This is a genomic window from Nocardioides marmoriginsengisoli (assembly GCF_003725695.1).
In the GTDB taxonomy this organism is placed as follows: Bacteria; Actinomycetota; Actinomycetes; order Propionibacteriales; family Nocardioidaceae; genus Marmoricola; species Marmoricola marmoriginsengisoli.
In genome coordinates this window covers 1,662,894-1,682,001 of record NZ_RJSE01000007.1, presented here as the reverse complement: position 1 = coordinate 1,682,001, position 19,108 = coordinate 1,662,894, and the positions used below count along the sequence as shown (strand labels likewise).

Annotated in this window: 17 protein-coding genes; 8 read left to right on the top strand and 9 right to left on the bottom strand. The window is 70.6% G+C overall.

The window, feature by feature from the left end:
- The 5 genes from EFK50_RS22270 to EFK50_RS16530 all read left to right on the top strand — a co-directional run.
- A partial coding sequence (locus EFK50_RS22270) for a beta strand repeat-containing protein (RefSeq protein WP_183407868.1) occupies positions 1 to 4,460 on the top strand: 4,460 nt, incomplete at its 5' end.
- 35 nt (positions 4,461 to 4,495) lie between these two features.
- Complete coding sequence (locus tag EFK50_RS16545; protein WP_123228588.1) at positions 4,496 to 5,065, top strand: phage tail protein; 570 nt, start codon at positions 4,496 to 4,498, stop codon at positions 5,063 to 5,065.
- Positions 5,062 to 5,586: a phage tail protein gene (locus EFK50_RS16540; protein WP_123228587.1), complete on the top strand. Its 525-nt coding sequence runs from the start codon at positions 5,062 to 5,064 to the stop codon at positions 5,584 to 5,586. The genes EFK50_RS16545 and EFK50_RS16540 overlap by 4 nt, the downstream gene beginning before the upstream one ends.
- A complete protein-coding gene (locus EFK50_RS16535) occupies positions 5,583 to 6,128 on the top strand; it encodes a phage tail protein (RefSeq protein ID WP_123228586.1) in 546 nt (181 codons plus the stop codon). Before EFK50_RS16540 ends, EFK50_RS16535 begins: the two co-directional genes overlap by 4 nt.
- A gap of 103 nt (positions 6,129 to 6,231) precedes the next feature.
- A complete protein-coding gene (locus tag EFK50_RS16530; protein WP_123228585.1) occupies positions 6,232 to 6,855 on the top strand; it encodes a DUF5701 family protein in 624 nt (207 codons plus the stop codon).
- Between the two features lie 47 nt (positions 6,856 to 6,902).
- Here the strand turns inward: EFK50_RS16530 and EFK50_RS16525 are convergent, their stop codons facing one another.
- Positions 6,903 to 8,882 (bottom strand): TIGR03960 family B12-binding radical SAM protein, encoded by a 1,980-nt coding sequence (locus EFK50_RS16525; protein ID WP_123228584.1) that lies wholly within the window; start codon positions 8,880 to 8,882, stop codon positions 6,903 to 6,905.
- 103 nt (positions 8,883 to 8,985) lie between these two features.
- On the opposite strand from EFK50_RS16525, the gene EFK50_RS16520 reads away from it, so the two are divergent.
- Complete coding sequence (locus tag EFK50_RS16520; protein ID WP_123228583.1) at positions 8,986 to 10,074, top strand: calcium:cation antiporter; 1,089 nt, start codon at positions 8,986 to 8,988, stop codon at positions 10,072 to 10,074.
- On the opposite strand, the gene rodA is transcribed toward EFK50_RS16520, so the two are convergent.
- The 5 genes from rodA to EFK50_RS16495 are packed head-to-tail and all read right to left on the bottom strand — an operon-like array spanning position 10,071 to position 15,836.
- Complete coding sequence (rodA, locus tag EFK50_RS16515) at positions 10,071 to 11,252, bottom strand: rod shape-determining protein RodA (RefSeq protein ID WP_123228582.1); 1,182 nt, start codon at positions 11,250 to 11,252, stop codon at positions 10,071 to 10,073. The two genes, EFK50_RS16520 and rodA, sit on opposite strands and share 4 nt — an antisense overlap.
- Positions 11,252 to 13,378, bottom strand: a complete 2,127-nt coding sequence (mrdA, locus tag EFK50_RS16510) for a penicillin-binding protein 2 (RefSeq protein WP_123228581.1) — start codon at positions 13,376 to 13,378, stop codon at positions 11,252 to 11,254. Before mrdA ends, rodA begins: the two co-directional genes overlap by 1 nt.
- 3 nt (positions 13,379 to 13,381) lie before the next feature.
- Positions 13,382 to 13,894, bottom strand: coding sequence for a rod shape-determining protein MreD (gene mreD, locus EFK50_RS16505; protein ID WP_123228580.1), 513 nt, complete (start codon positions 13,892 to 13,894; stop codon positions 13,382 to 13,384).
- Positions 13,891 to 14,784: a rod shape-determining protein MreC gene (mreC, locus tag EFK50_RS16500; protein ID WP_123228579.1), complete on the bottom strand. Its 894-nt coding sequence runs from the start codon at positions 14,782 to 14,784 to the stop codon at positions 13,891 to 13,893. Before mreC ends, mreD begins: the two co-directional genes overlap by 4 nt.
- Entirely contained in the window at positions 14,784 to 15,836 is a 1,053-nt protein-coding gene (locus EFK50_RS16495; protein WP_425454386.1) for a rod shape-determining protein, read from the bottom strand. Before EFK50_RS16495 ends, mreC begins: the two co-directional genes overlap by 1 nt.
- 156 nt (positions 15,837 to 15,992) lie before the next feature.
- Between EFK50_RS16495 and EFK50_RS16490 the strand changes: the two genes are divergently transcribed.
- Complete coding sequence (locus tag EFK50_RS16490) at positions 15,993 to 16,538, top strand: DUF937 domain-containing protein (RefSeq protein ID WP_123228577.1); 546 nt, start codon at positions 15,993 to 15,995, stop codon at positions 16,536 to 16,538.
- 6 nt (positions 16,539 to 16,544) lie between these two features.
- On the opposite strand, the gene ndk is transcribed toward EFK50_RS16490, so the two are convergent.
- Entirely contained in the window at positions 16,545 to 16,952 is a 408-nt protein-coding gene (gene ndk, locus EFK50_RS16485) for a nucleoside-diphosphate kinase (RefSeq protein ID WP_123228576.1), read from the bottom strand.
- Positions 16,953 to 17,090: 138 nt separating this feature from the next.
- On the opposite strand from ndk, the gene EFK50_RS16480 reads away from it, so the two are divergent.
- Complete coding sequence (locus tag EFK50_RS16480) at positions 17,091 to 17,384, top strand: hypothetical protein (RefSeq protein WP_123228575.1); 294 nt, start codon at positions 17,091 to 17,093, stop codon at positions 17,382 to 17,384.
- A gap of 4 nt (positions 17,385 to 17,388) precedes the next feature.
- Here EFK50_RS16480 and EFK50_RS16475 read toward each other — a convergent pair whose 3' ends face one another.
- Positions 17,389 to 17,724 carry a DUF4233 domain-containing protein gene (locus EFK50_RS16475; protein WP_123228574.1) on the bottom strand — a complete coding sequence of 112 codons (336 nt, stop codon included), beginning with the start codon at positions 17,722 to 17,724 and terminating at the stop codon, positions 17,389 to 17,391.
- On the bottom strand, positions 17,724 to 19,106 hold the full coding sequence (locus EFK50_RS16470; protein ID WP_123228573.1) for a bifunctional folylpolyglutamate synthase/dihydrofolate synthase: 1,383 nt from the start codon (positions 19,104 to 19,106) through the stop codon (positions 17,724 to 17,726). The genes EFK50_RS16475 and EFK50_RS16470 overlap by 1 nt, the downstream gene beginning before the upstream one ends.
- Between the last annotated feature and the right edge of the window lie 2 nt (positions 19,107 to 19,108).

Sequence of the window (19,108 nt, the reverse complement as noted above, 5' to 3'; positions counted from 1 at the left end):
CCACACGCTTCGTCCTCACCGACGGCGACGGCGGCACCAGCACCCCGGCCACCCGCACGGTCACGGTGGCCGCCACCAACAGCGCCCCGGTGATCGCCGCGATCGAGGGCACCTCCCTGGCCTACACCGAGAACGCCGCAGCCACCCCGATCACCGCGACCGGCACCGTCACCGACGCCGACTCGGCCGACTTCGCCACCGGCACCCTGACCGTCGACTACACCGCGAACGGCGCCGCCGAGGACCGGCTGGCGGTCCGCAACCAGGGCACCGGCGCGGGCCAGATCGGCGTGTCCGGCGCCAACGTCAGCTACGCCGGGACGACGATCGGCACCTTCACCGGCGGCACCGGCACCACCGGGCTGGTGATCACCCTCAACGCCAGCGCCACCCCGGCCGCCGCCCAGGCCCTGGTCCGCAACATCACCTACGCCAACGTCTCCAACACGCCGTCCACGCTGACGCGGACCGTGCGCTTCGTGCTGACCGACGGGGACGGCGGCACCAGCGCCCCGGCCACCCGGACCATCACCGTCGCCGCGGTCGACGACGCTCCCGTGCTCGCCGCCAGCGGAGGCACGACGCCGTACACCGAGCAGTCGGCGGCGGTCGCCGTCGACGCCGGCCTCACCGTCACCGACGTCGAGGGCGGGCCGAACGCCACCGGGGCCGCCGTCACGATCACCTCCCCGGTGGCCGGCGACCTGCTGCACTTCACCACCCAGAACGGGATCACCGGAAACTTCGCCTCCGGAGTCCTGACGCTCTCGGGGTCGGCAACGCTCGCGAACTACCAGGCGGCGCTGCGCAGCGTGCAGTTCTCCAACCCGAGCAGCGACGCACCCGGAACCAGCCGGTCCGTCGGGTTCCAGATCGTCGGGCCGACCGCGTCGAACACCACGACCAAGACCCTCGCGATCACCCAGGTGAACGATCCGCCGGTGGTGTTCCTCGACATGGCCGGGCCGCTGGCCTACACCGAGCAGGCCGGCTTCGTGAACCTGTTCGGACCGGCCAGCACCGTCACCGACCCGGACAACGCGACGCTGAGCTCGCTCAAGGTGACCGTCAGCGCCGGGTTCGACGCGACGTTCGACTCCTTGCGCCTCGACCCGGCGGTCGCCGGCTTCACCTCGAACTTCAGCGCCGGCGTCCTGACCCTCACCCGGGCCGGCGGCACGGTCGCCCAGTTCCAGACCGCCCTGCGCGGCGTCCAGTTCAGCAACAGCAGCAACGACCCGGACCACCGCAACGACGGCACGGCCAACCCGGCCGATGCCGATCGCTCCTTCACCGTGGTCGTCGACGACGGCGCCGGAGGCACCACGCCGCCGCTCCCCCGGTTGCTGTCGATCACCCCGGTCAACGACGCGCCCGGTGCGCCCGGGACGCTGCCGACCACGACCGGCATCCGCAACACGACCCTGGTCGCGGGCGGTGCCGTCGCCACCGGCCCGCACGTGACCCGCACGGTGAACCTCATCGGTACGGCGACCGACCCGGACGGCCTCGAATCGGCGATCACGGTGACCCCGGCAGCGGCAGCCGCCACCGCGCAGGGCGGCCGGATGACTCTCGCCGCGAACGGCGACCTGCGCTACGAGCCGCCGGCCAGTGCGACGCTCCCCAGCGACACCTACGGCTACACCCTCACCGACGGCACCACCGCGAGCGCGCCGATCACCTGGACGGTCAACCTCTCCGGCGCCGTCTGGTACGTCGCCGACCAGGCCGCCGGCACCCAGGACGGTACGGCGGCCCGCCCGTTCGCCACGATCGCCGGTGCCACGGCGGTCGCCGGCGCCAGCCAGACGATCTACGTCCGACGGGCTCCCGGCGACGGCATCCTCACCGCGGGCGTGACCCTCCAGTCGGGCCAGAAGCTGATCGGCGAAGGGGTCGCCCTGACCAACACCGACGTCGGCTCGGCCACGGTGGAGACGCTCGCCCCGGCCGGCACCAAGCCGGTGCTGACCGCGTCCAACGCCGACGTGCTCACGCTGGCCGCGAACACGCAGGTAGCAGGGGTGAGCATCGACCCGAGCGGCACCGGCGGGGGCCTGTTCGGCAACGCGGTCGCGGGCGTGACCCTGCGCTCGATGGACGTCACCGACACCGGGACCGCCGCCACCCAGCCGGGCATCGAGCTCACCGGTGCCGGCAACGGGCTGACCTTCACCGCTCCGGTCTCGTTGAGCACCACCCAGGCGGGAGCGCTCAACCTCACCGGCGCCGCCCTGTCCGGCACGCTCGCGAGCACGACCGTCAGCGGCAGCACCACCAGCCCCGGCGTCAGCCTGACCAGCACCACCGGCTCGCTCACCTTCACCACGACGGCGATCACCACCACCAACCAGCCGGGCTTCGTGCTCAGCAACGCGACCGGCATCGACGTACTGGCCGGCAGCGTGGCTTCGACCAACCGGGCCGCGGTGGACGCGACCGGACTCGGCGCGGGCAGCGACCTCACCTTCACCGACGTCGACTCGACCACCAGCACCGGCGACGGCGTGAACCTGGACGGCACCGACACCGCCTGGACGTTCAGCGCCGGATCCGGCAGCACCATCTCGGGCGCGGCCGGCATCGGGTTCGACCTCAACAACGGCACCGGGGTGGTGACCTACGCCGGCACGGTCGGCGCCGGCGCGGCCGGCAAGGCGATCGACGTCTCCAGCCGCACCGCGAACGCCACCTTCTCCGGCAACATCACCGGAGCCGGCACCGCGGGCGGGATCAGCGTCTCCGGCAACACCGCGGGCACGACGACCTTCTCCGGCGCGACCAAGACCCTCAGCACCGGTACCGGTGCGGCGGTCAGCCTGACCGGCAACGCCGGCGCGACCATCGCGTTCAGCAACGGCGGCCTCGCTCTCACCAGCACGTCCGGCGGCGGCTTCCTCGCCTCCGGAGGCGGCACCGTCACCGTGGCCGGGACCGGCAACACGATCTCGACCACGACCGGGACCGGGCTCAGCATCGCGGCCACCACCATCGGTGCCGCGAACGCGACCTTCCAGAGCATCTCCTCCAACGGTGCGCCCAGCGGCATCGTGCTGAACGGGACCGGTTCGACCGGTACCTTCTCGGTCACCGGAACCGCCGCGGCGGACAGCGGCGGCACCATCCAGAACACCACCGGCCCCGGCGTCTCGCTCACCAACGCCGACGCGATCTCGCTGAACCGGATCAAGCTGCTGGGCACCGACCGCAGCGGCATCAAGGGCACCGGGGTCACCGGGTTCTCGCTGACCAACAGCACCGTCACCGGTGCCGGCGACGCGGCGATCGACGACAACGACTCGTCGATCGCGTTCAACGACACCGCCGGCGGCCTGACCAACAACGTGGACGGCGTCGTCACCATCACCGGCAACACGCTGTCGAACGCCTACGGCGCCGGGATCAGCATCTTCCAGTACAACGGCACCATCTCCGACGCGGTGATCACCGGGAACACCGTCACCAGCACGCTCAGCACGACGACGTCCCGGGGAGCCGGCATCGCGCTGAACCTGTTCGGATCGACGACCACGGTGGCGAACCTGACCAAGGCGACCATCTCGAACAACGTCATCAGCGGTTTCCCGGCGGGCGACGCGCTCGCCGTCCAAGGCGCCAACACCGCGTCCTCCGCAGCCCCGGCCGGCACCTACGGGGTGCCCGGCACGGCCAACGTGGTCACGATGAGCGGCAACCAGATCAACGGCGACGCGACCACCAAGTTCAACGGCTTCGGCATCACGGCCAGCGTGACCGGCCGCGGCCAGGGCAACTTCGCGATCACCAACAACGGAACGGCCGGAAGCCCGATCCGGAACATGAAGGGCGCCGCCATCGGCATCGGGGCCGCGGGCGACGTGACCGCCTCCTTCGTCGTCACCGGCAACCAGATCAACGCGAACAACCAGTTCGGCAGCGACGGCATCGGCCTCGGAACGGACAAGAACATCCAGGCGGACTCCAGCACCCTGACGCATCCGAACGTCCGGGCGACGATCACCGGCAACACCGTCGCCAACACCAGCGGCACCGGCATCGGCGTCCTGCACCGCGACTCCAACGGCAGCCTGAACGTGCGTATCGACAACAACACGGTCGGCGCGCCGCTCCAGGCGAGCCCCGGGATCTCGATCAACGCCGGAAGCTCCGGCAACGCCACGTACAACCCGACCGTGTGCGCGAGCGTGTCCGGCAACAACCCGACGGCAGGTCCGCCGGACACCTTCGGGGACACCCACCCCGGGATCGAGCTGTTCAAGCGCAGCTCGTCGTCGACCACCTACGTGCTCGGTCTCACCGGCCTGGCGCCGTCACCGGCGACGAACGCGCAGGTCGAGAGCTACGTCACCGGGCTGAACCCGACCAGCTCGCTCGGCGGCGGTTTCTACGCCGGCAAGCGGGTCGCGGTGCGTACCGGAAGCAACATCACCAGCTGCACGCTGGCCGCCGGAGTGTGATCGGGGGACCAACCGCAAGGATCGAGGAGGACCGCATGGCTGAGGACGAACCGGTCGCCGACGGCACTGCCGCAGACGACGACGCGCCGTACCTGGGCGAGATCAGGATGTTCAGCTTCAACATCACCCCGAAGTACTGGGCCCCGTGCGAGGGCCAGACTCTCCAGATCAGCCAGAACCTCGCGCTGTTCAGCCTGATCGGCACGCTGTACGGCGGCAACGGCAGCACCACCTTCATGCTGCCCGACCTGCGCGGTCGGGTGCCGATGGACTGCGGCCCGACCGGCTACCCGGGCGAGGCGGCCGGCGAGGCTGCGCACACGCTGAGCCAGGCGGAGATGCCGTTGCACAACCACATCGCGTACGGGGCGAACACCTACGAGGCCCAGAACCAGCCGGGGCCGGACCTGCAGCTCTCCAACAGCGCGGGCGGCAACCTGTACACGGCGGCATCGAACACCTTCCCGATGCACCCCAGCTCCGTCAGCCTGACCGGCGGGTCGAAGCCGCACGAGAACCGGCAGCCGTGGATCGCGCTCAACTTCTGCATCTGCCTGGCCGGCGCCTTCCCGGCGTTCAACACCGAGCAGGAGGTGCACGCATGACGGCTCCGTACGCCGGCGAGATCCGGCCCTGGACGGGCACGTTCGCCCCGCGCGACTGGATGTTCTGCGACGGGAGGCTGGTGCCGATCTCCGAGTACGAACTGCTGTTCAACCTGATCGGCACCACCTACGGCGGGGACGGGCAGTCGACGTTCCAGCTGCCGAACCTCTGCGGACGGGTGCCGATCCACATGACCAACGGGATGATCGGTATGACCGGCGGCTCGGAGACGGTCACGCTCACCCGGGACCAGCTGCCGACGCACACCCACCTGATGGTCGGGTCCGCCGACCCGGCGACCAACAGCGTCATGCAGGGCCGCATCCCGGGTTCGCTGCCGTCGGCCGGCACGACCTCGGCCTACGGCTCCGACGAGCCGTTCCGCGCGATCGCCGCCAGCTCGATCGCCCCGAACGGCGGCGGCGAGGCGCACTCGAACATGCAGCCGTACCTGACCATCTCCTACATCATCTCGATGCTGGGCGAGTACCCGTACCCCGGAGAGGGTGAGGACCGATGAGCACCTGTTTCCTCGGCGAGATCCGCGCGTTCCCGTACGGCAAGGGGGCGCCCCGAGGCTGGGCCGAGTGCAACGGCCAGCTGCTGACCATCCAGAACAACACCGCGCTCTTCTCCATCCTCGGCACCCACTACGGCGGCGACGGCCGGACCACGTTCGGACTGCCGGCCCTCAACCGCCGGGTGGCGATCGGCTGGGGCCAGACCCCGGGCGGCTCCTACCGCACGCTGGGCGAGCCGGGCGGCACCGACCGCGTGACGCTGAGGACCCAGGAGATGCCGCGCCACTCGCACGACCTCCAGGTCTCGACGTCCGACGCCACGGAGCGCCAGCCGGCCGGCCAGGGATTCGCGGTCGGACGCGGGATCGCGTACTACGCGAAGCCCGAGGGGTCCGGGCTCGCCCTCGACCCGCGGATGCTCAGCTCGAGCGGCCAGAGCGAGGCGCACAACAACCTGATGCCGTACCTGACCTTCCGGTTCTGCATCGCGTTGCAAGGCGACTGGCCGCCGCACGCACAGGAGCCGGAGGAGACGAGCTAGAGGACGGCGAGCCGCAGCGACCGCGGCCGGAACCTTCTCCCTAGGCGACGCGTTGACCAGAAGCGTCTCTTCGCGACACCTACCGGAGGTCCATCACTTGCCCGTGCTCGCCACCCTGCCCTCGCTCCACGACCAGGCCGAACGGCTCATCTCTCTCGGCGTCGCCGACCTCGCCCAGATCTCAGCGCAGGAGCTCCGCGAAGCAGCAGCACCCGGCACTCCCGATGCCCTCCTGGTGATCCACCCGGAGCGGCTCCCGGTCTCCCGCTCCGCGGCGCTCCTGCGTCGCGGCGACAAGCCGGGGTTCGTGGTCGTCGACATGCCCGACGTCGACGCCTTCACGCCGATCCCCGAGGCGGCACTGCCCGAGGCCAGCACCTACCTCCTCACCGGGATCGACCGCGGCGACGAGATGGCCAACTGGAGCCCGGACGAAGCCCTTCCGGCCATCGTGAACGCCGACCGTACGCCGCTCACCCTCGCCGAAGGCGTGCAGTGGCTGATCCAGCAGCCCGATGCGCTGGCACGGAACCAGTGCTTCATGACGATCGGGTCACGGCTCCGGAAACCTGGGAACAAGCTCGACTCGCGGACGCCGGCGATCTGGATCAGCAACGGCACCGGGCGTGACGGAGCCGAGAACCGAGATGCTCCCAAGGTCGGCTGGTGCTGGGCGGGGAACCGCCACACCTGGTTGGGGTTCGCCTCCGCGGCGGAGCGCCGCTGATCTAGGTACCTTCAGCGCGTCTCGACAGGCTCGACGTCCGGGGCTGGTCAGACGACGCTCAACGGCAGCAACCGCTGCCCCGTGGGACCGATCTGGATGTCGGTCCCCATCTCCGGGCAGACCCCGCAGTCGTAGCACGGGGTCCAGCGGCAGTCCTCGACATCGACCGAGTCGGCGTCGAGGGCGTCCTCCCAGTCCTCCCAGAGCCAGTCCTTGTCGAGGCCGGAGTCGAGGTGGTCCCAAGGCAGCACCTCGGCGTAGGTGCGCTCGCGGGTGGTGAACCAGTCCACGTCGACGCCGGTCCCGGCCAGTCCCGCCTCGGCCGCCGTCATCCAGCGGTCGTAGGAGAAGTGCTCGCTCCACCCGTCGAACCGGCCGCCGTCGCGCCAGGCCGCCTCGATCACCCGGCCGACCCGGCGGTCACCGCGGGACAGAATTCCCTCGACGATCCCGGGCTTGCCGTCGTGGTAGCGGAAGCCGATCGCGCGGCCGTACTTCTTGTCGTTGCGGACCGCCTCGCGGAGCTTGTACAACCGGGCGTCGGTGGTCTCGTGGTCCAGGTGCGCAGCCCACTGGAACGGGGTGTGCGGCTTCGGCACGAACCCGCCGATCGAGACGGTGCAGCGGATGTCGTTGTGGCCGGAGACCTCGCGCCCCTTCTGGATCACCTTGCGGGCCAGGTCGGCGATCTCCAGGACGTCCTCGTCGGTCTCGGTCGGCAGCCCGACCATGAAGTAGAGCTTCACCTGCCGCCAGCCGTGCGAGTACGCCGCCGCGACGGTCGCGATCAGGTCCTCCTCGGTGACCATCTTGTTGATCACCTTGCGCATCCGCTCGGAGCCGCCCTCGGGGGCGAACGTCAGACCGGAACGGCGGCCGTTGCGGGAGAACTCGTTGGCCAGGGTGATGTTGAAGGCGTCGACCCGGGTGCTCGGCAGGCTCAGCGAGACGTTGCTGCCGTCGTACCGGTCGGCGAGGTCCTTGGCGACCTCGCCGATCTCGGTGTGGTCGGCGCTGGAGAGCGAGAGCAGGCCGACCTCGTCGAAACCGGACTTCCGGATCCCGTTCTCGACCATCGCGCCAATCGTGGTGATCGAGCGCTCCCGGACCGGCCGGGTGATCATCCCGGCCTGGCAGAACCGGCAGCCGCGGGTGCAGCCGCGGAAGATCTCCACCGAGAACCGCTCGTGCACGGTCTCGGCCAGCGGCACCAGCGGGTTGCGCGGGTACGGCCACGAGTCCAGGTCCATCAGGGTGTGCTTCGCCACCCGAGCCGGTACGCCGGGCACGTTCGGGACGGCGGCGCGCAGCGATCCGTCCTCGCCGTAGCTCACGTCGTAGAACCGCGGCACGTACACCCCGCCGCTGACCGCGAGCCGGCGCAGCAGCTCGTCACGCGCGGACGGCATGTCCCCGCTCGGCCGCCCCTCGGCCTTCCACTCCCGGACGACCTCGCTGATCTTGAGGACGACCTCCTCGCCGTCGCCGAGGACGGCCGCGTCGATGAAGTCGGCGATCGGCTCCGGGTTGAACGCGGAGTGCCCGCCGGCCAGCACGATCGTGTGCCCGTCGGTCCGGTCCGCCGCGTGCAGCGGGATCCCGGCCAGGTCCAGGGCGGTGAGCATGTTCGTGTAGCCCAGCTCCGTGGAGAACGAGAGCCCGAGCAGGTCGAACGCGCCCACCGGCCGGTGGCTGTCGACGGTGAACTGCGGGATGCCCTCGCGGCGCAGCAGCGCCTCCATGTCCGGCCAGACCGCGTAGGTGCGCTCGGCCAGGGTGTCCTCGGCCTCGTTGAGCACCTCGTAGAGGATCTGGACGCCCTGGTTGGGCAGGCCGACCTCGTAGGCGTCCGGGTACATCAGCGCCCAGCGGACCATCCGGTCGTCGTCGCCCCACTCCTTGGTCACCGAGTTCAGCTCGCCGCCGACGTACTGGATCGGCTTCTGGACACCGGGCAGGTGCGGCTCCAGGCGGCCGAAGACCGACCCGGGGCTCGACTCGGGAGCGGTGGTGGTGCTGACGGACACGACGGACCTCTCGCAACGGGGAAGGGTGCTGGCTCCAGGGTACGCGGAACGCCGCCACCGCCACGAGTCGGCGACCGGCCGCGCACCTCCCTAGACTGCGCCTATGAGCGACGCCCCCGCCGCCCGAATCCGCGACTCGACCACCTACACCCCGATCGCCGCCGCGATCGTGCTGGCCGCGCTCTGGGGCAGCCACCCCAGCGACGCCGCCCTGGTCGCGCTGGTCCCCCTGCTCGGTGGCGCCGTCTTCTCGGCGGTCCACCACGCCGAAGTGGTCGCGCACCGGATCGGCGAGCCGTTCGGGTCGCTGCTGCTCGCGGTCGCGGTGACGGTGATCGAGGTCGGCCTGATCGTGATGCTGATGACCTCCGACAAGGACACCTCGATGCTGGCGCGGGACACCGTCTTCGCCGCCGTGATGATCTGCCTCAACGGCATCGTCGGCCTGGTGCTGCTGGTCGGCGCGCTCAAGCACCACCTGGCGATCTTCAACCCCGAGGGCACCGGGGCGGCGCTGGCCACGGTGATCACGCTCGCCGCCATCACGCTGATCCTGCCGCGCTTCTCCACCAGCGAGCCGGGCCCGGAGTTCACCCCGGGACAGCTGGTTTTCGCGGCCGTGGCCTCGCTGGTCCTGTACGGGATGTTCGTGTTCACCCAGACCGTCCGGCACCGGGAATTCTTCCTGCCGGTCGACCGGGACGGCGACGGAGTCGAGGACCCGCACGAGATCACCGACCGGGACGCTCTCTGGAGCCTGGTCCTGCTGCTGATCGCGCTGGTCGCGGTCGTCGGGCTCGCCAAGATCGAGTCCAGCGGGATCGAGCGGGCCGTCACCGCGGCCGGCCTCCCCCAGGCCGTCGTCGGCGTGATCATCGCGGTACTGGTGCTGGCGCCGGAATCCATCGCCGCGGTCAAGGCAGCCGCCCGCGATCAGGTGCAGACCGGCCTGAACCTGGCCTACGGCTCGGCGATGGCCTCGATCGGGCTGACCATCCCGGCGATCGCGGTCGCCTCGATCTGGCTGGACGGTCCGCTCACGCTGGGGCTCACCCAGGTGCAGATCGTGCTGCTGGTGATGACCGTGTTCGTCTCGATCCTCACCGTGGTCCCGGGGCGGTCGAAGCCGCTCCAGGGCGGGGTCCACCTGGTGCTCTTCGCGACGTTCGTCTACCTGTCGATCAGTCCCTAGCGATAGCGGACCGTCGAGCGCAGCTGGATGTTGAGCAGCAGCCCGATCGCCATCAGCGACGCGAACATCGACGAACCGCCGTACGAGACCAGCGGCAGCGGGACGCCGGTCACCGGCATGATCCCCAGGCACATCCCGATGTTCTGGAACGTCTGGAAGCCGAACCAGCAGGCGATCCCGGCGGCGGCGACCCGGCCGAAGACGTCGTCCGCGGTCAGCGCGATCCGCAGCGCCCGGGAGAGCAGCACCGCGAAGAGCAGGATCAGTACGCCGGCGCCGATCAACCCGAGCTCCTCACCGGCGACGGTGAAGACGAAGTCGGTGTGCTGCTCGGGCACGAAGCCGGACTTGGTCTGCGAGCCGCCGAAGAGGCCCTGCCCGAAGGGCCCGCCGTTGCCGATCGCGATCCGGGCCTGGGTGACGTTGTAGCCGGCGCCGCGCGGATCCAGGTCCGGGTTCGTGAACGCCATGAACCGGTCGACCTGGTAGGCCTTGAGGACGCCGGCAGTGACCGCGATCGCGGCGCCGGCGATCCCGGACAGGGCGAGCCCGGTCATCCAGCGGCGCGGAGTTCCGGCCGAGGCGAGCACCCCGAAGATCGTGGCGGCGAGCACCAGCATCGTGCCGAGGTCCGGCTGGAGCAGGATCAGCGCGGCCGGGAGGCCGGCGATCGCCAGCATCCCGACGACCTCGGGGGTGCCGACGGTGCGCTTGCGCGAGCTCTCGGTCCGCTCGGCGACCAACAGCGCCATCCCGACGACGACGGCCAGCTTGGCGAACTCGGCCGGCTGCACCGACAACCCGCCGATCAGCAGCCAGGAGCGGGATCCGTTGATGGTCGAGCCCATCACCAGCACCAGCAGCAGGCCGGCCACCGAGCCGGCGTACACCAGCGGCGCCAGGATCCGCACCCAGCGGCGGTCGGTGACGAGCACCGCCGCGGCCAGGCCGAGGCCGATCGCCACGTTGATCAGGTGCTTGCGCAGGTACGCCGTCGGGTGTCCGTCGGTGAGGACGTCGTTCGTCGAGGTCGAGGACCAGACCAGCAGCGTCCCGATCACCAGGATCGCGGCGGTGACAGCGATCAGCACCGTGTCGAGACGGCGCAGCAGGCTCGGCGTCCGGGTCGTCCCCGGGGCGGCGTGGTCGAGGCCGCGACTCGGGTTGAGCAGTGCCATCAGCGGCCTCCCACCGGCGGCATGATCTCGCCGTCGCTGGCGAAGACCGGCAGCTTGCGCGGCGGCGTGGTGCCGGGGATCGCCGCCTTGCCGGGCACGACGGTCTCGCCGTCGATGCCGTAGAGGGCCTCCCAGATCTTGCGCACCGGCGGACCGGACGTGCCGGAGCCGGTACCGGCCTGGGTCACCACCATGATCACCACGTAGTTCTTGTCGTACGTCGCCACCCAGGACGTGCTCTGCTTGCCGTAGACCTCGGCCGACCCGGTCTTGCTGCGCACCTTCACGTCGTCCAGCGGGAAGCCGCCGAACCGCCAGGCCAGGGTGCCCGTCCTGGTGGTGCCGAGGAGCGCCTCGTCGACGTACTTCAGCGCCGCCTTGCTCGACTTCACCTTGCCCTGGACGACCGGCTTGATCCGCTTCACCAGCTTGCCGTCGGCGTCGACGATCGCCTTCGCGATCCGCGGCGCGTACAGGGTGCCGCCGTTCGAGATCGCGGCGTATGCGCGGGCGAGCTGGATCGGGGTGACCATCGTGTCGCCCTGGCCGATCGAGAAGTTCACCGAGTCACCGGCGCGGTACTGGTTGCCCTCGAGGCAGAACTCGTGGGCGAAGACGTGCAGGAAGTCCCGCTTGTTCGCGGTGTTCTTCTTGTCGATCTTGCAGTAGTAGTCCTTCATCGAGTTCCAGTAGGCGAGCTTCCACTTCCGGTCCGCGATCCGCCCCGAGGCCTCGCCCGGGATGTCGATACCGGTCTTGGAGCCGAACCCGAACTCCTTCGCCTCGGTGACCAGCGGGTCCTTCGCCTTCACGTTGCTCGGGTCGGAACCGTACTTGTTCCAGTAGCTCAGCCCCACCCGGTAGAAGAACGTGTCGCAGGAGATCTGCAGCGCCTTGGCGAAGTCGATCGACCCGTACGACGCCGACTCGTAGTTCTTGAACCAGCGGTTGCCGACCTGCAGGCCGCTGGAGCAGTCCAGCCTGGTGTCCTGGGAGAAGCCGTGGTTGAGCGCGCCGACGGACATGAACGGCTTCCAGGTCGAGCCGGGCGCGAACTGGCCCTGGGTCGCCCGGGAGACCAGCGGGACGCCGTTCTTCTTCGAGTACAGCCCCTTGAGCTGCTTCTCGGTGATCCCGTTCACCCAGATCGACGGGTCGTACGTCGGCTGGCTCGCCATCGCGACGACGTTGCCGTTCTTGGCGTCGAGCACGACGACCGCGCCGCTGTCGGCCACGTAGTTCTTGCGGGTCACCGGGTCGAAGGTCTTCCGCGCGTTGGTGATCGCCTCGTGCAGCTCCTTCTCGGCGACGCCCTGCACCTTGGCGTCGATGGACGTCACCAGGGTCTCCCCCGGCTCGGCGCTGATCTGCTGGCCCTCGCCGAGGACGCGACCCATCGAGTCGACGGCCACCTTGGTGATGCCCGGCGTACCGCGCAGCCACTGGTCGTAGGACTTCTCCAGGCCGGCCCGGCCGACCAGGGACGCGCCGTTGAGCGTGCGGTCGTCGCTCCGCTCGGCCTCGGTGAGCTCGTCACCGGTGATCGGGCTCAGGTAGCCGAGGATCCCCGCGGCGTTGATCCCGAAGGGAGCCGGGTAGCTCCGGACGCTCTCGGCACGGGCGAGCACGCCGGGGTACTCCTCACCCTGCTCGGAGATCTCCACGGCGGTGGTCTGCGGGACGTCGTTGGCGACCGGGATCGGCTGGAACGGGGAGCCGTTCCAGCAGGTCTTCTTCTCGGCGCCCTCGGTGCCGCAGAGCCGGGTCCGCGCCAGCACCTCGTCGTACGGCTTCTTGATCGTCGCGGCGACCTTGCGCAGCAGCGCCTCCCGGACCTCGGCGTCCAGCTTGCCCAGCACGGTGCGATCGACGCTGACCACCCAGCTGGTCCGGTTGGTGACCAGCGGACGCCCCATCGCGTCGACGATCAGGCCGCGCGGCGGTTGCGCCACGACCTCGCGGACCGACTGCTCGGCGGCCTTGGCCTGGTACTCCTCGCCGGTGAACACCTGGAGGTACCAGAGCCGCCCGAACAGGGTCACGAACAGCGAGAGCATCAGCACCTGCATCACGAACAGGCGGAGCCGGCTCCGGGTCCGATCGGGACGGATCAGTACGGCGGCCATGGATCAGTGCGCCATCCGGAGCGGTTGCAGGCGGTCGATCCCCCAGAGCAGCACCGGGATCAGGAACGGCGCCAGCATCAGGTCCCAGAGCACGCTGATCACGATCACCCGCAGGGTCTCGGCGACCGGCAGCGCGCCGTCGTCCAGGACGAAACCGCTGAGCGCGAAGAGCGAGGTGCCCACGAACGACGCGGCACCGACGAGCACGACCGCCATGAACGGCGACTTGCGGGCGTCCTGGCGGACCAGCCCGGCCAGGTAGCCGACCAGCACCAGGGCCAGTGCCCAGCGGCCGGCGACGTGGTCGGCCGGCGGGGCCAGGTCGAGCAGCATCCCGGCGCCGAAGCCGAGCACCGCCGCGAACTGCGGGCCCCGGGAGATCGCGGCGGCGACCACCACGACCAGGGCCAGGTTGGGCACGACGCCGTCGACGCTGACGAACCGGAAGACCACCGCCTGCGCGATCACGGCGACGCAGACCACGGCCACCAGGGTGGCGTCCTTGAGTCCCGTCATCGGGCGCCCCCTTCGGTGATGACCGGGCGGTCGCCGCGGGTGCCCTTCGGTACGACGACGCCGACGACGTCGAGCGCTGAGAAGTCCGCGAACGGACGGATCACGGCGAGCCGGCTGCTCTGCCGCGGTGAGGAGGTGACCGACTCGACCCGGCCGATCGGGATGCCGGCGACGTACGGCACGCCGTTCTTGGAGCCCCAGGTGACGACGACGTCGTCGCGCGACGGGGTCACCGCGTTGTCGACCAGCTCGAGGTCGAGCCGGCCGGAGTCGCCGATCGAGCCGCGGCCGCGCAGGAAGCCGATCTCGGCGTTGGTGCCGAGGCGGCCGCCGACGACCGAGTCGGTGTCGATGATGAGCAGCACCGTCGCGGTGGAGCGGGTGGTCTGCACGACGCGTCCGACCAGGCCGTCGTTGTTCAGGACGGTCATGTCCTTGGCCAGGCCGGCCGACGAGCCGGCGTCGATCGTCACCGTCCGGGTGAAGGACTGCACCGGGCCCATCGCGATCACCCGGGCGGCGACCAGCGAGTAGCCGGTCTCCGAGGCGGTCCTGGTCAGCGCGTCCAGGGCGGCCAGCCGCTGCCGGTCCAGCGGCTCGGTCGAGACCTGGCCGCGGAGCCGGGAGTTCTCGGCGGAGAGCGTCGCGATGTCGTTGCGCAACGACTTGTTGGTGCGGAAGAAGCCGCCGGCGTCGGCGAACGGCCGGGTGGCGGTGGCGGTGGCGTCCTCGAGCGGGCCCACCACGGCGCCGACCGCGGACCGGACCGGGTCGAGCGGGGAGTCGGTGCGGGCGTCCAGGGTGATGACGGTCAGGCTGGCGAGCACCAGCAGGCCGAGGACCCGCCGGGACTTGTCCGCAGGCCCGCCACCGTAGCCACGGCGCGCCATCAGGCTCCCCGTCGTACGTTCTCGGCGACCAGCACCTGCTGCAACGCCTCGAACTCCTCGACGCACTTGCCGGAGCCGAGCGCGACGCAGCTCAGCGGGTCGGCGGCGAGGTGGACGGGCATCCCGGTCTCGTGGCGCAGCCGCTCGTCGAGGCCGCGCAGCAGCGCTCCCCCGCCGGTCAGCACGATGCCGCGGTCCATGATGTCGCCGGCCAGCTCGGGCGGCGTCTGGTCGAGGGTGGTGCGGACCGCGTCCACGATCGTGTGCAGCTGCTCCTCGATCGCCTTGCGGATCTCGACGCTGGAGATCGTCACCGTGCGGGGCAGGCCGGAGACCATGTCGCGACCGCGGATCTCCCCGCTCAGCTCGGTGGCCATCGGGAAGGCGGAGCCGAGGGTCAGCTTGATCTCCTCGGCGGTGCCCTCGCCGAGCATCAGGGCGTGCTCCTTCTTCAGGTAGGCGATGATCGCCTGGTCGAGCTCGTCGCCGGCGGTGCGCACCGAGAGCGTCGTGACCAGGCCGCCGAGGGAGATCACCGCCACCTCGGTGGTGCCGCCGCCGATGTCGACGACCATGTTGCCGGTGGCCTCGTGCACCGGCAGCCCGGCGCCGATCGCGGCCGCCATCGGCTCCTCGATGATGTAGACCTTGCGGGCGCCGGCCTGGTAGCCGGCCTCCTTGACCGCGCGCTGCTCGACCGGGGTGACCCCGCTGGGCACGCAGATCACCAGCCGGGGCTTGGCGAAGTACCGGCGCCGGTGCACCTGGGCGATGAAGTGCCGCAGCATCTGCTCGGTGGCGTCGAAATCGGCGATCACGCCGTCGCGGAGCGGGCGGATCGCGGTGATCCCCTCCGGCGTCCGGCCGATCATCCGCTTGGCGTCGGAGCCGACGGCGAGGATCTCCCGGGTCTGGGTGTGCATGGCGACCACGGAGGGCTCGTCGAGCATGACGCCCTTGCCGCGAACATAGACCAGCGTGTTCGCGGTGCCGAGATCCACCGCCATGTCACGGCCGATCAGGTTGTTCGCCATCCGTCCTCGCAGGTACATCGTGGGGAAGTAGGGGCGACGCGCCGTCCCGCGAACAACACCGGAACCACACGTCACACCAGTAACGAGACTAGGTTCCCCGGGCGCGGATCTGGGGGACGACACGCTGCGCGTCCGCGGGGTAGGTTCTCGGCACACCGACCCGAGGGAGCACTCATGTCCGCTGTCGACGACATCCTGGCCGACCTGCCGGTCGACGACCTGGCCCAGCAGCTCGGCACCGACCCCGCTTCGCTGCAGTCCGCCGCGGCCGCCGCACTCCCCGCGCTGCTCGGCGGGCTGGAGGCCAACGCCCAGGACCCGGCCGGAGCGGCGTCACTGGCCGAGGCCCTCGGCCAGCACGACGGACCGGTCGACGCGCTGAACGTCGACGCGGCCGACGGCGCCAAGATCGTCCAGCACATCTTCGGCGGCAACCAGGACCAGGTGGTCAGCCAGCTGGGCGCCCTGGACGGGCACCCCAACGACCTGGTCAAGAAGGTGATCCCGCTGCTGGCGCCGCTGGTGCTCGCCTACCTGGCCAAGCAGGTCGGCGGCAAGGGCGGAGCAGTGGGGGGAGCCTTGGGCGGCGGCATCCTCGGCACCGTCCTGGGCGAGGTGCTCAAGGGCGCGGGTCAGGGCTCCGCGACCAGCGGCGGCAAGAGCGCCGGCTCGATCATCAGCGACGTCCTCGGCGGACTGCTCGGCGGCGGCCGAAAGTAGGGACCCTCAGAGGTCGGCGAACCAGAGCGCGATCTCACGGGCGGCGGACTCCGGCGAGTCCGAGCCGTGCACCAGGTTCTCCCGGTTCGACAGCGACAGGTCACCGCGGATGGTGCCCGGAGCCGCCTTGCGGCCGTCGGTGGCGCCGTTGAGCGCGCGCACCACCTCGATCGCCTCGTCGCCCTCGAGGACCAGCGCCACCAGCGGGCCGCTGGTCACGAAGTCGCGCAGCGGCGGGTAGAAGTCCCGCTCGACGTGCTCGGCGTAGTGCTGGTCGGCCAGGGCGGCGTCGATGTGCTGGTGCCGCATCGCCACGATCGAGAGTCCCTTGGCCTCGAAGCGGGAGAGCACCTCGCCGACGAGTCCGCGACGGACGGTGTCGGGCTTGAGCAGGACCAGGGTTCGCTGAGTCATGGCCAAAACCTACCGGTGACTCCTCCGGGCTCGCGCTGCCGGGCGGGGTGATTACGGGTTCGCGGGTTCCTCAAACCTTGCCCCGGCAGCGGCCCAACACTGGAGGCAACAGGTTGCCCCAGCCCTTGGAGGTGGTCCATGTACGCCGTGATCAACACCCTGACGCTGAGCAGGCCGCTGGACACCGACCTGCTGCGCCGCGCGCAGAGCGAGCTGATGAGCCAGGCCCGGTCGGTGGTCGGCTTCGTCCAGGCCAGCCTGATCTCCCTGGACGAGCACACCGTCGTGATCGTCGCGATCTGCGACTCGCCGCAGTCGCTGCGGCAGCTGCAGGAAACGGTCGGGTCGGCCTGGGTCAGCAAGAACCTGACGCCCCAGCTCGAACGGGCCGACCGCCGGCACGGGCCGGTGATCGCGAGCACGCTCTTCTGAGCGGTCAGGCCTCGACCCCTGCGGCGGCCTTGTCCCGGTCGATGGTGTCGCCGAGCCGGACCGCCGTGAACCAGAGCACCCCGAAGACCACGCCGAGCACGATCATCACCGGGGTGAACGCGCCGAGCGCGAGTCCGGCGACCTGGATCGCCCAGCCGACGTAGTACGCCCACGCCTTGCGGAGCATCCCCGCCACCAGGACGCAGGCGACCGCGAGGCCGAGGCCGATCACCAGCGCCTGGGTGGTGCTGAGGTCGTCGCCCTGGACCAGGACCGGCGTGGTCAGACCGAGCACGATCGCCTGCAGGAAGAGGATCGCGGAGCAGAGCCGCCGCTTCATCACTGGTCGGCCCGGGGCTGGATCAGCGCGCGCGCCTCACCGACGGTGATCACCGAGCCGGTGACGAGCACGCCCCCGGAACCGATCGCCTCGCCGAAGATCCCGCCGACCTCGGCGAGCGTGGCCGCCTCGTCGATCGCGGACGCCAGCTCCGGCTGCACGCTGACCCGGTCCTGCCCGAAGATCCCCCGGGCGACCTCGGCCAGGGCGGACGCCGACATCGACCGCTCGGTGGAGTTCTGGGTGCAGACGATGTGCGCGAGCGCCGGCTCCAGGACCGCGAGCAGGCCCTCGTAGTCCTTGTCCGCCATCACGCCGACGACGCCGATCAGCGGGCTGAAGGTGAACGAGTCGCCGAGCGCCTCGACCAGCGCGGTCGCGCCGTGCGGGTTGTGGGCCGCGTCGAGCACGATCGTCGGGGACCGCCGGACGATCTCCAGCCGGCCGGGCGAGGTGACCTCGGCGAAGGCATCCCGGACGATCTCGATCGCCAGCGGCTCGTCACCGCCGACGAACGCCTCCACCGCGGCGAGGGCCAGGGCCGCGTTCTGGGCCTGGTGCGGGCCGTACAGCGGCAGGAACACCTCGTCGTACTGGCCGCGGAGGCCTTGGAGCGACAGCATCTGGCCGCCGACCGCCGGTACCCGGGTGATCACGCCGAACTCGAGACCCTCGCGGGCGACCACCGCACCGACCTCGGCGGCCCGCTCGACGATCTGGGCGGCCACGTCCGGCTCCTGGATCGCGGTGACCACGGTCGCGCCGGGCTTGATGATGCCGACCTTCTCGCGGGCGATCTCGGCGACCGTCGTGCCGAGGTACTGGGCGTGGTCGAGCGCCACCGGGGTCAGCACCGCGACCGCTCCGTCGGCGACGTTGGTCGCGTCCCAGGAGCCGCCCATCCCGACCTCGATCACGGCCGCGTCGACCGGGGCGTCGGCGAAGGCGGCGAAGGCCATCCCGACCACCGTCTCGAAGAAGGACAGCGGGTGGTCGTGCTCGGCGTCGACCAGGTGCGTGTACGGCGCGACCTCGTTGAAGATCCGGATGAAGTCGTCGTCGGCCAGCGGCTCGCCGTCGATCACGATCCGCTCGTTCATGGTCTCGAGGTGCGGGCTGGTGAACCGTCCGGTGCGCAGGCCGAGGCCGCGGATCAGGGTCTCGACCATCCGGGCCGTCGAGGTCTTGCCGTTCGTCCCCGTCAGGTGCACCACCGGGTACGCCGCCTGCGGCTCGCCGAGCAGCTCGGTGAAGGCCTGGATCCGGTCCAGGGTCGGCTCCAGCCGGGACTCGGGCCAGCGGGAGAGCAGGGCGTCCTCGACCTCGGCGTAGGTCTCGGCCGGGCGGGCTTCGGCGGGGCTGGTGTCGTCAGGGAAAGTCATCG

What these genes read in the sequence shown, in the direction of transcription:
- EFK50_RS16545 (WP_123228588.1), top strand. Translation starts at nt 4,496, where the DNA reads ATGGCTGAGGACGAACCGGTCGCCGACGGCACTGCCGCAGACGACGAC.
- EFK50_RS16540 (WP_123228587.1), top strand. Translation starts at nt 5,062, where the DNA reads ATGACGGCTCCGTACGCCGGCGAGATCCGGCCCTGGACGGGCACGTTC.
- EFK50_RS16535 (WP_123228586.1), top strand. Translation starts at nt 5,583, where the DNA reads ATGAGCACCTGTTTCCTCGGCGAGATCCGCGCGTTCCCGTACGGCAAG.
- EFK50_RS16520 (WP_123228583.1), top strand. Translation starts at nt 8,986, where the DNA reads ATGAGCGACGCCCCCGCCGCCCGAATCCGCGACTCGACCACCTACACC.
- rodA (WP_123228582.1), bottom strand. Translation starts at nt 11,252, where the DNA reads ATGGCACTGCTCAACCCGAGTCGCGGCCTCGACCACGCCGCCCCGGGG.
- mrdA (WP_123228581.1), bottom strand. Translation starts at nt 13,378, where the DNA reads ATGGCCGCCGTACTGATCCGTCCCGATCGGACCCGGAGCCGGCTCCGC.
- mreD (WP_123228580.1), bottom strand. Translation starts at nt 13,894, where the DNA reads ATGACGGGACTCAAGGACGCCACCCTGGTGGCCGTGGTCTGCGTCGCC.
- mreC (WP_123228579.1), bottom strand. Translation starts at nt 14,784, where the DNA reads ATGGCGCGCCGTGGCTACGGTGGCGGGCCTGCGGACAAGTCCCGGCGG.
- EFK50_RS16495 (WP_425454386.1), bottom strand. Translation starts at nt 15,836, where the DNA reads ATGTACCTGCGAGGACGGATGGCGAACAACCTGATCGGCCGTGACATG.
- EFK50_RS16490 (WP_123228577.1), top strand. Translation starts at nt 15,993, where the DNA reads ATGTCCGCTGTCGACGACATCCTGGCCGACCTGCCGGTCGACGACCTG.
- ndk (WP_123228576.1), bottom strand. Translation starts at nt 16,952, where the DNA reads ATGACTCAGCGAACCCTGGTCCTGCTCAAGCCCGACACCGTCCGTCGC.
- EFK50_RS16480 (WP_123228575.1), top strand. Translation starts at nt 17,091, where the DNA reads ATGTACGCCGTGATCAACACCCTGACGCTGAGCAGGCCGCTGGACACC.
- EFK50_RS16475 (WP_123228574.1), bottom strand. Translation starts at nt 17,724, where the DNA reads ATGAAGCGGCGGCTCTGCTCCGCGATCCTCTTCCTGCAGGCGATCGTG.
- EFK50_RS16470 (WP_123228573.1), bottom strand. Translation starts at nt 19,106, where the DNA reads ATGACTTTCCCTGACGACACCAGCCCCGCCGAAGCCCGCCCGGCCGAG.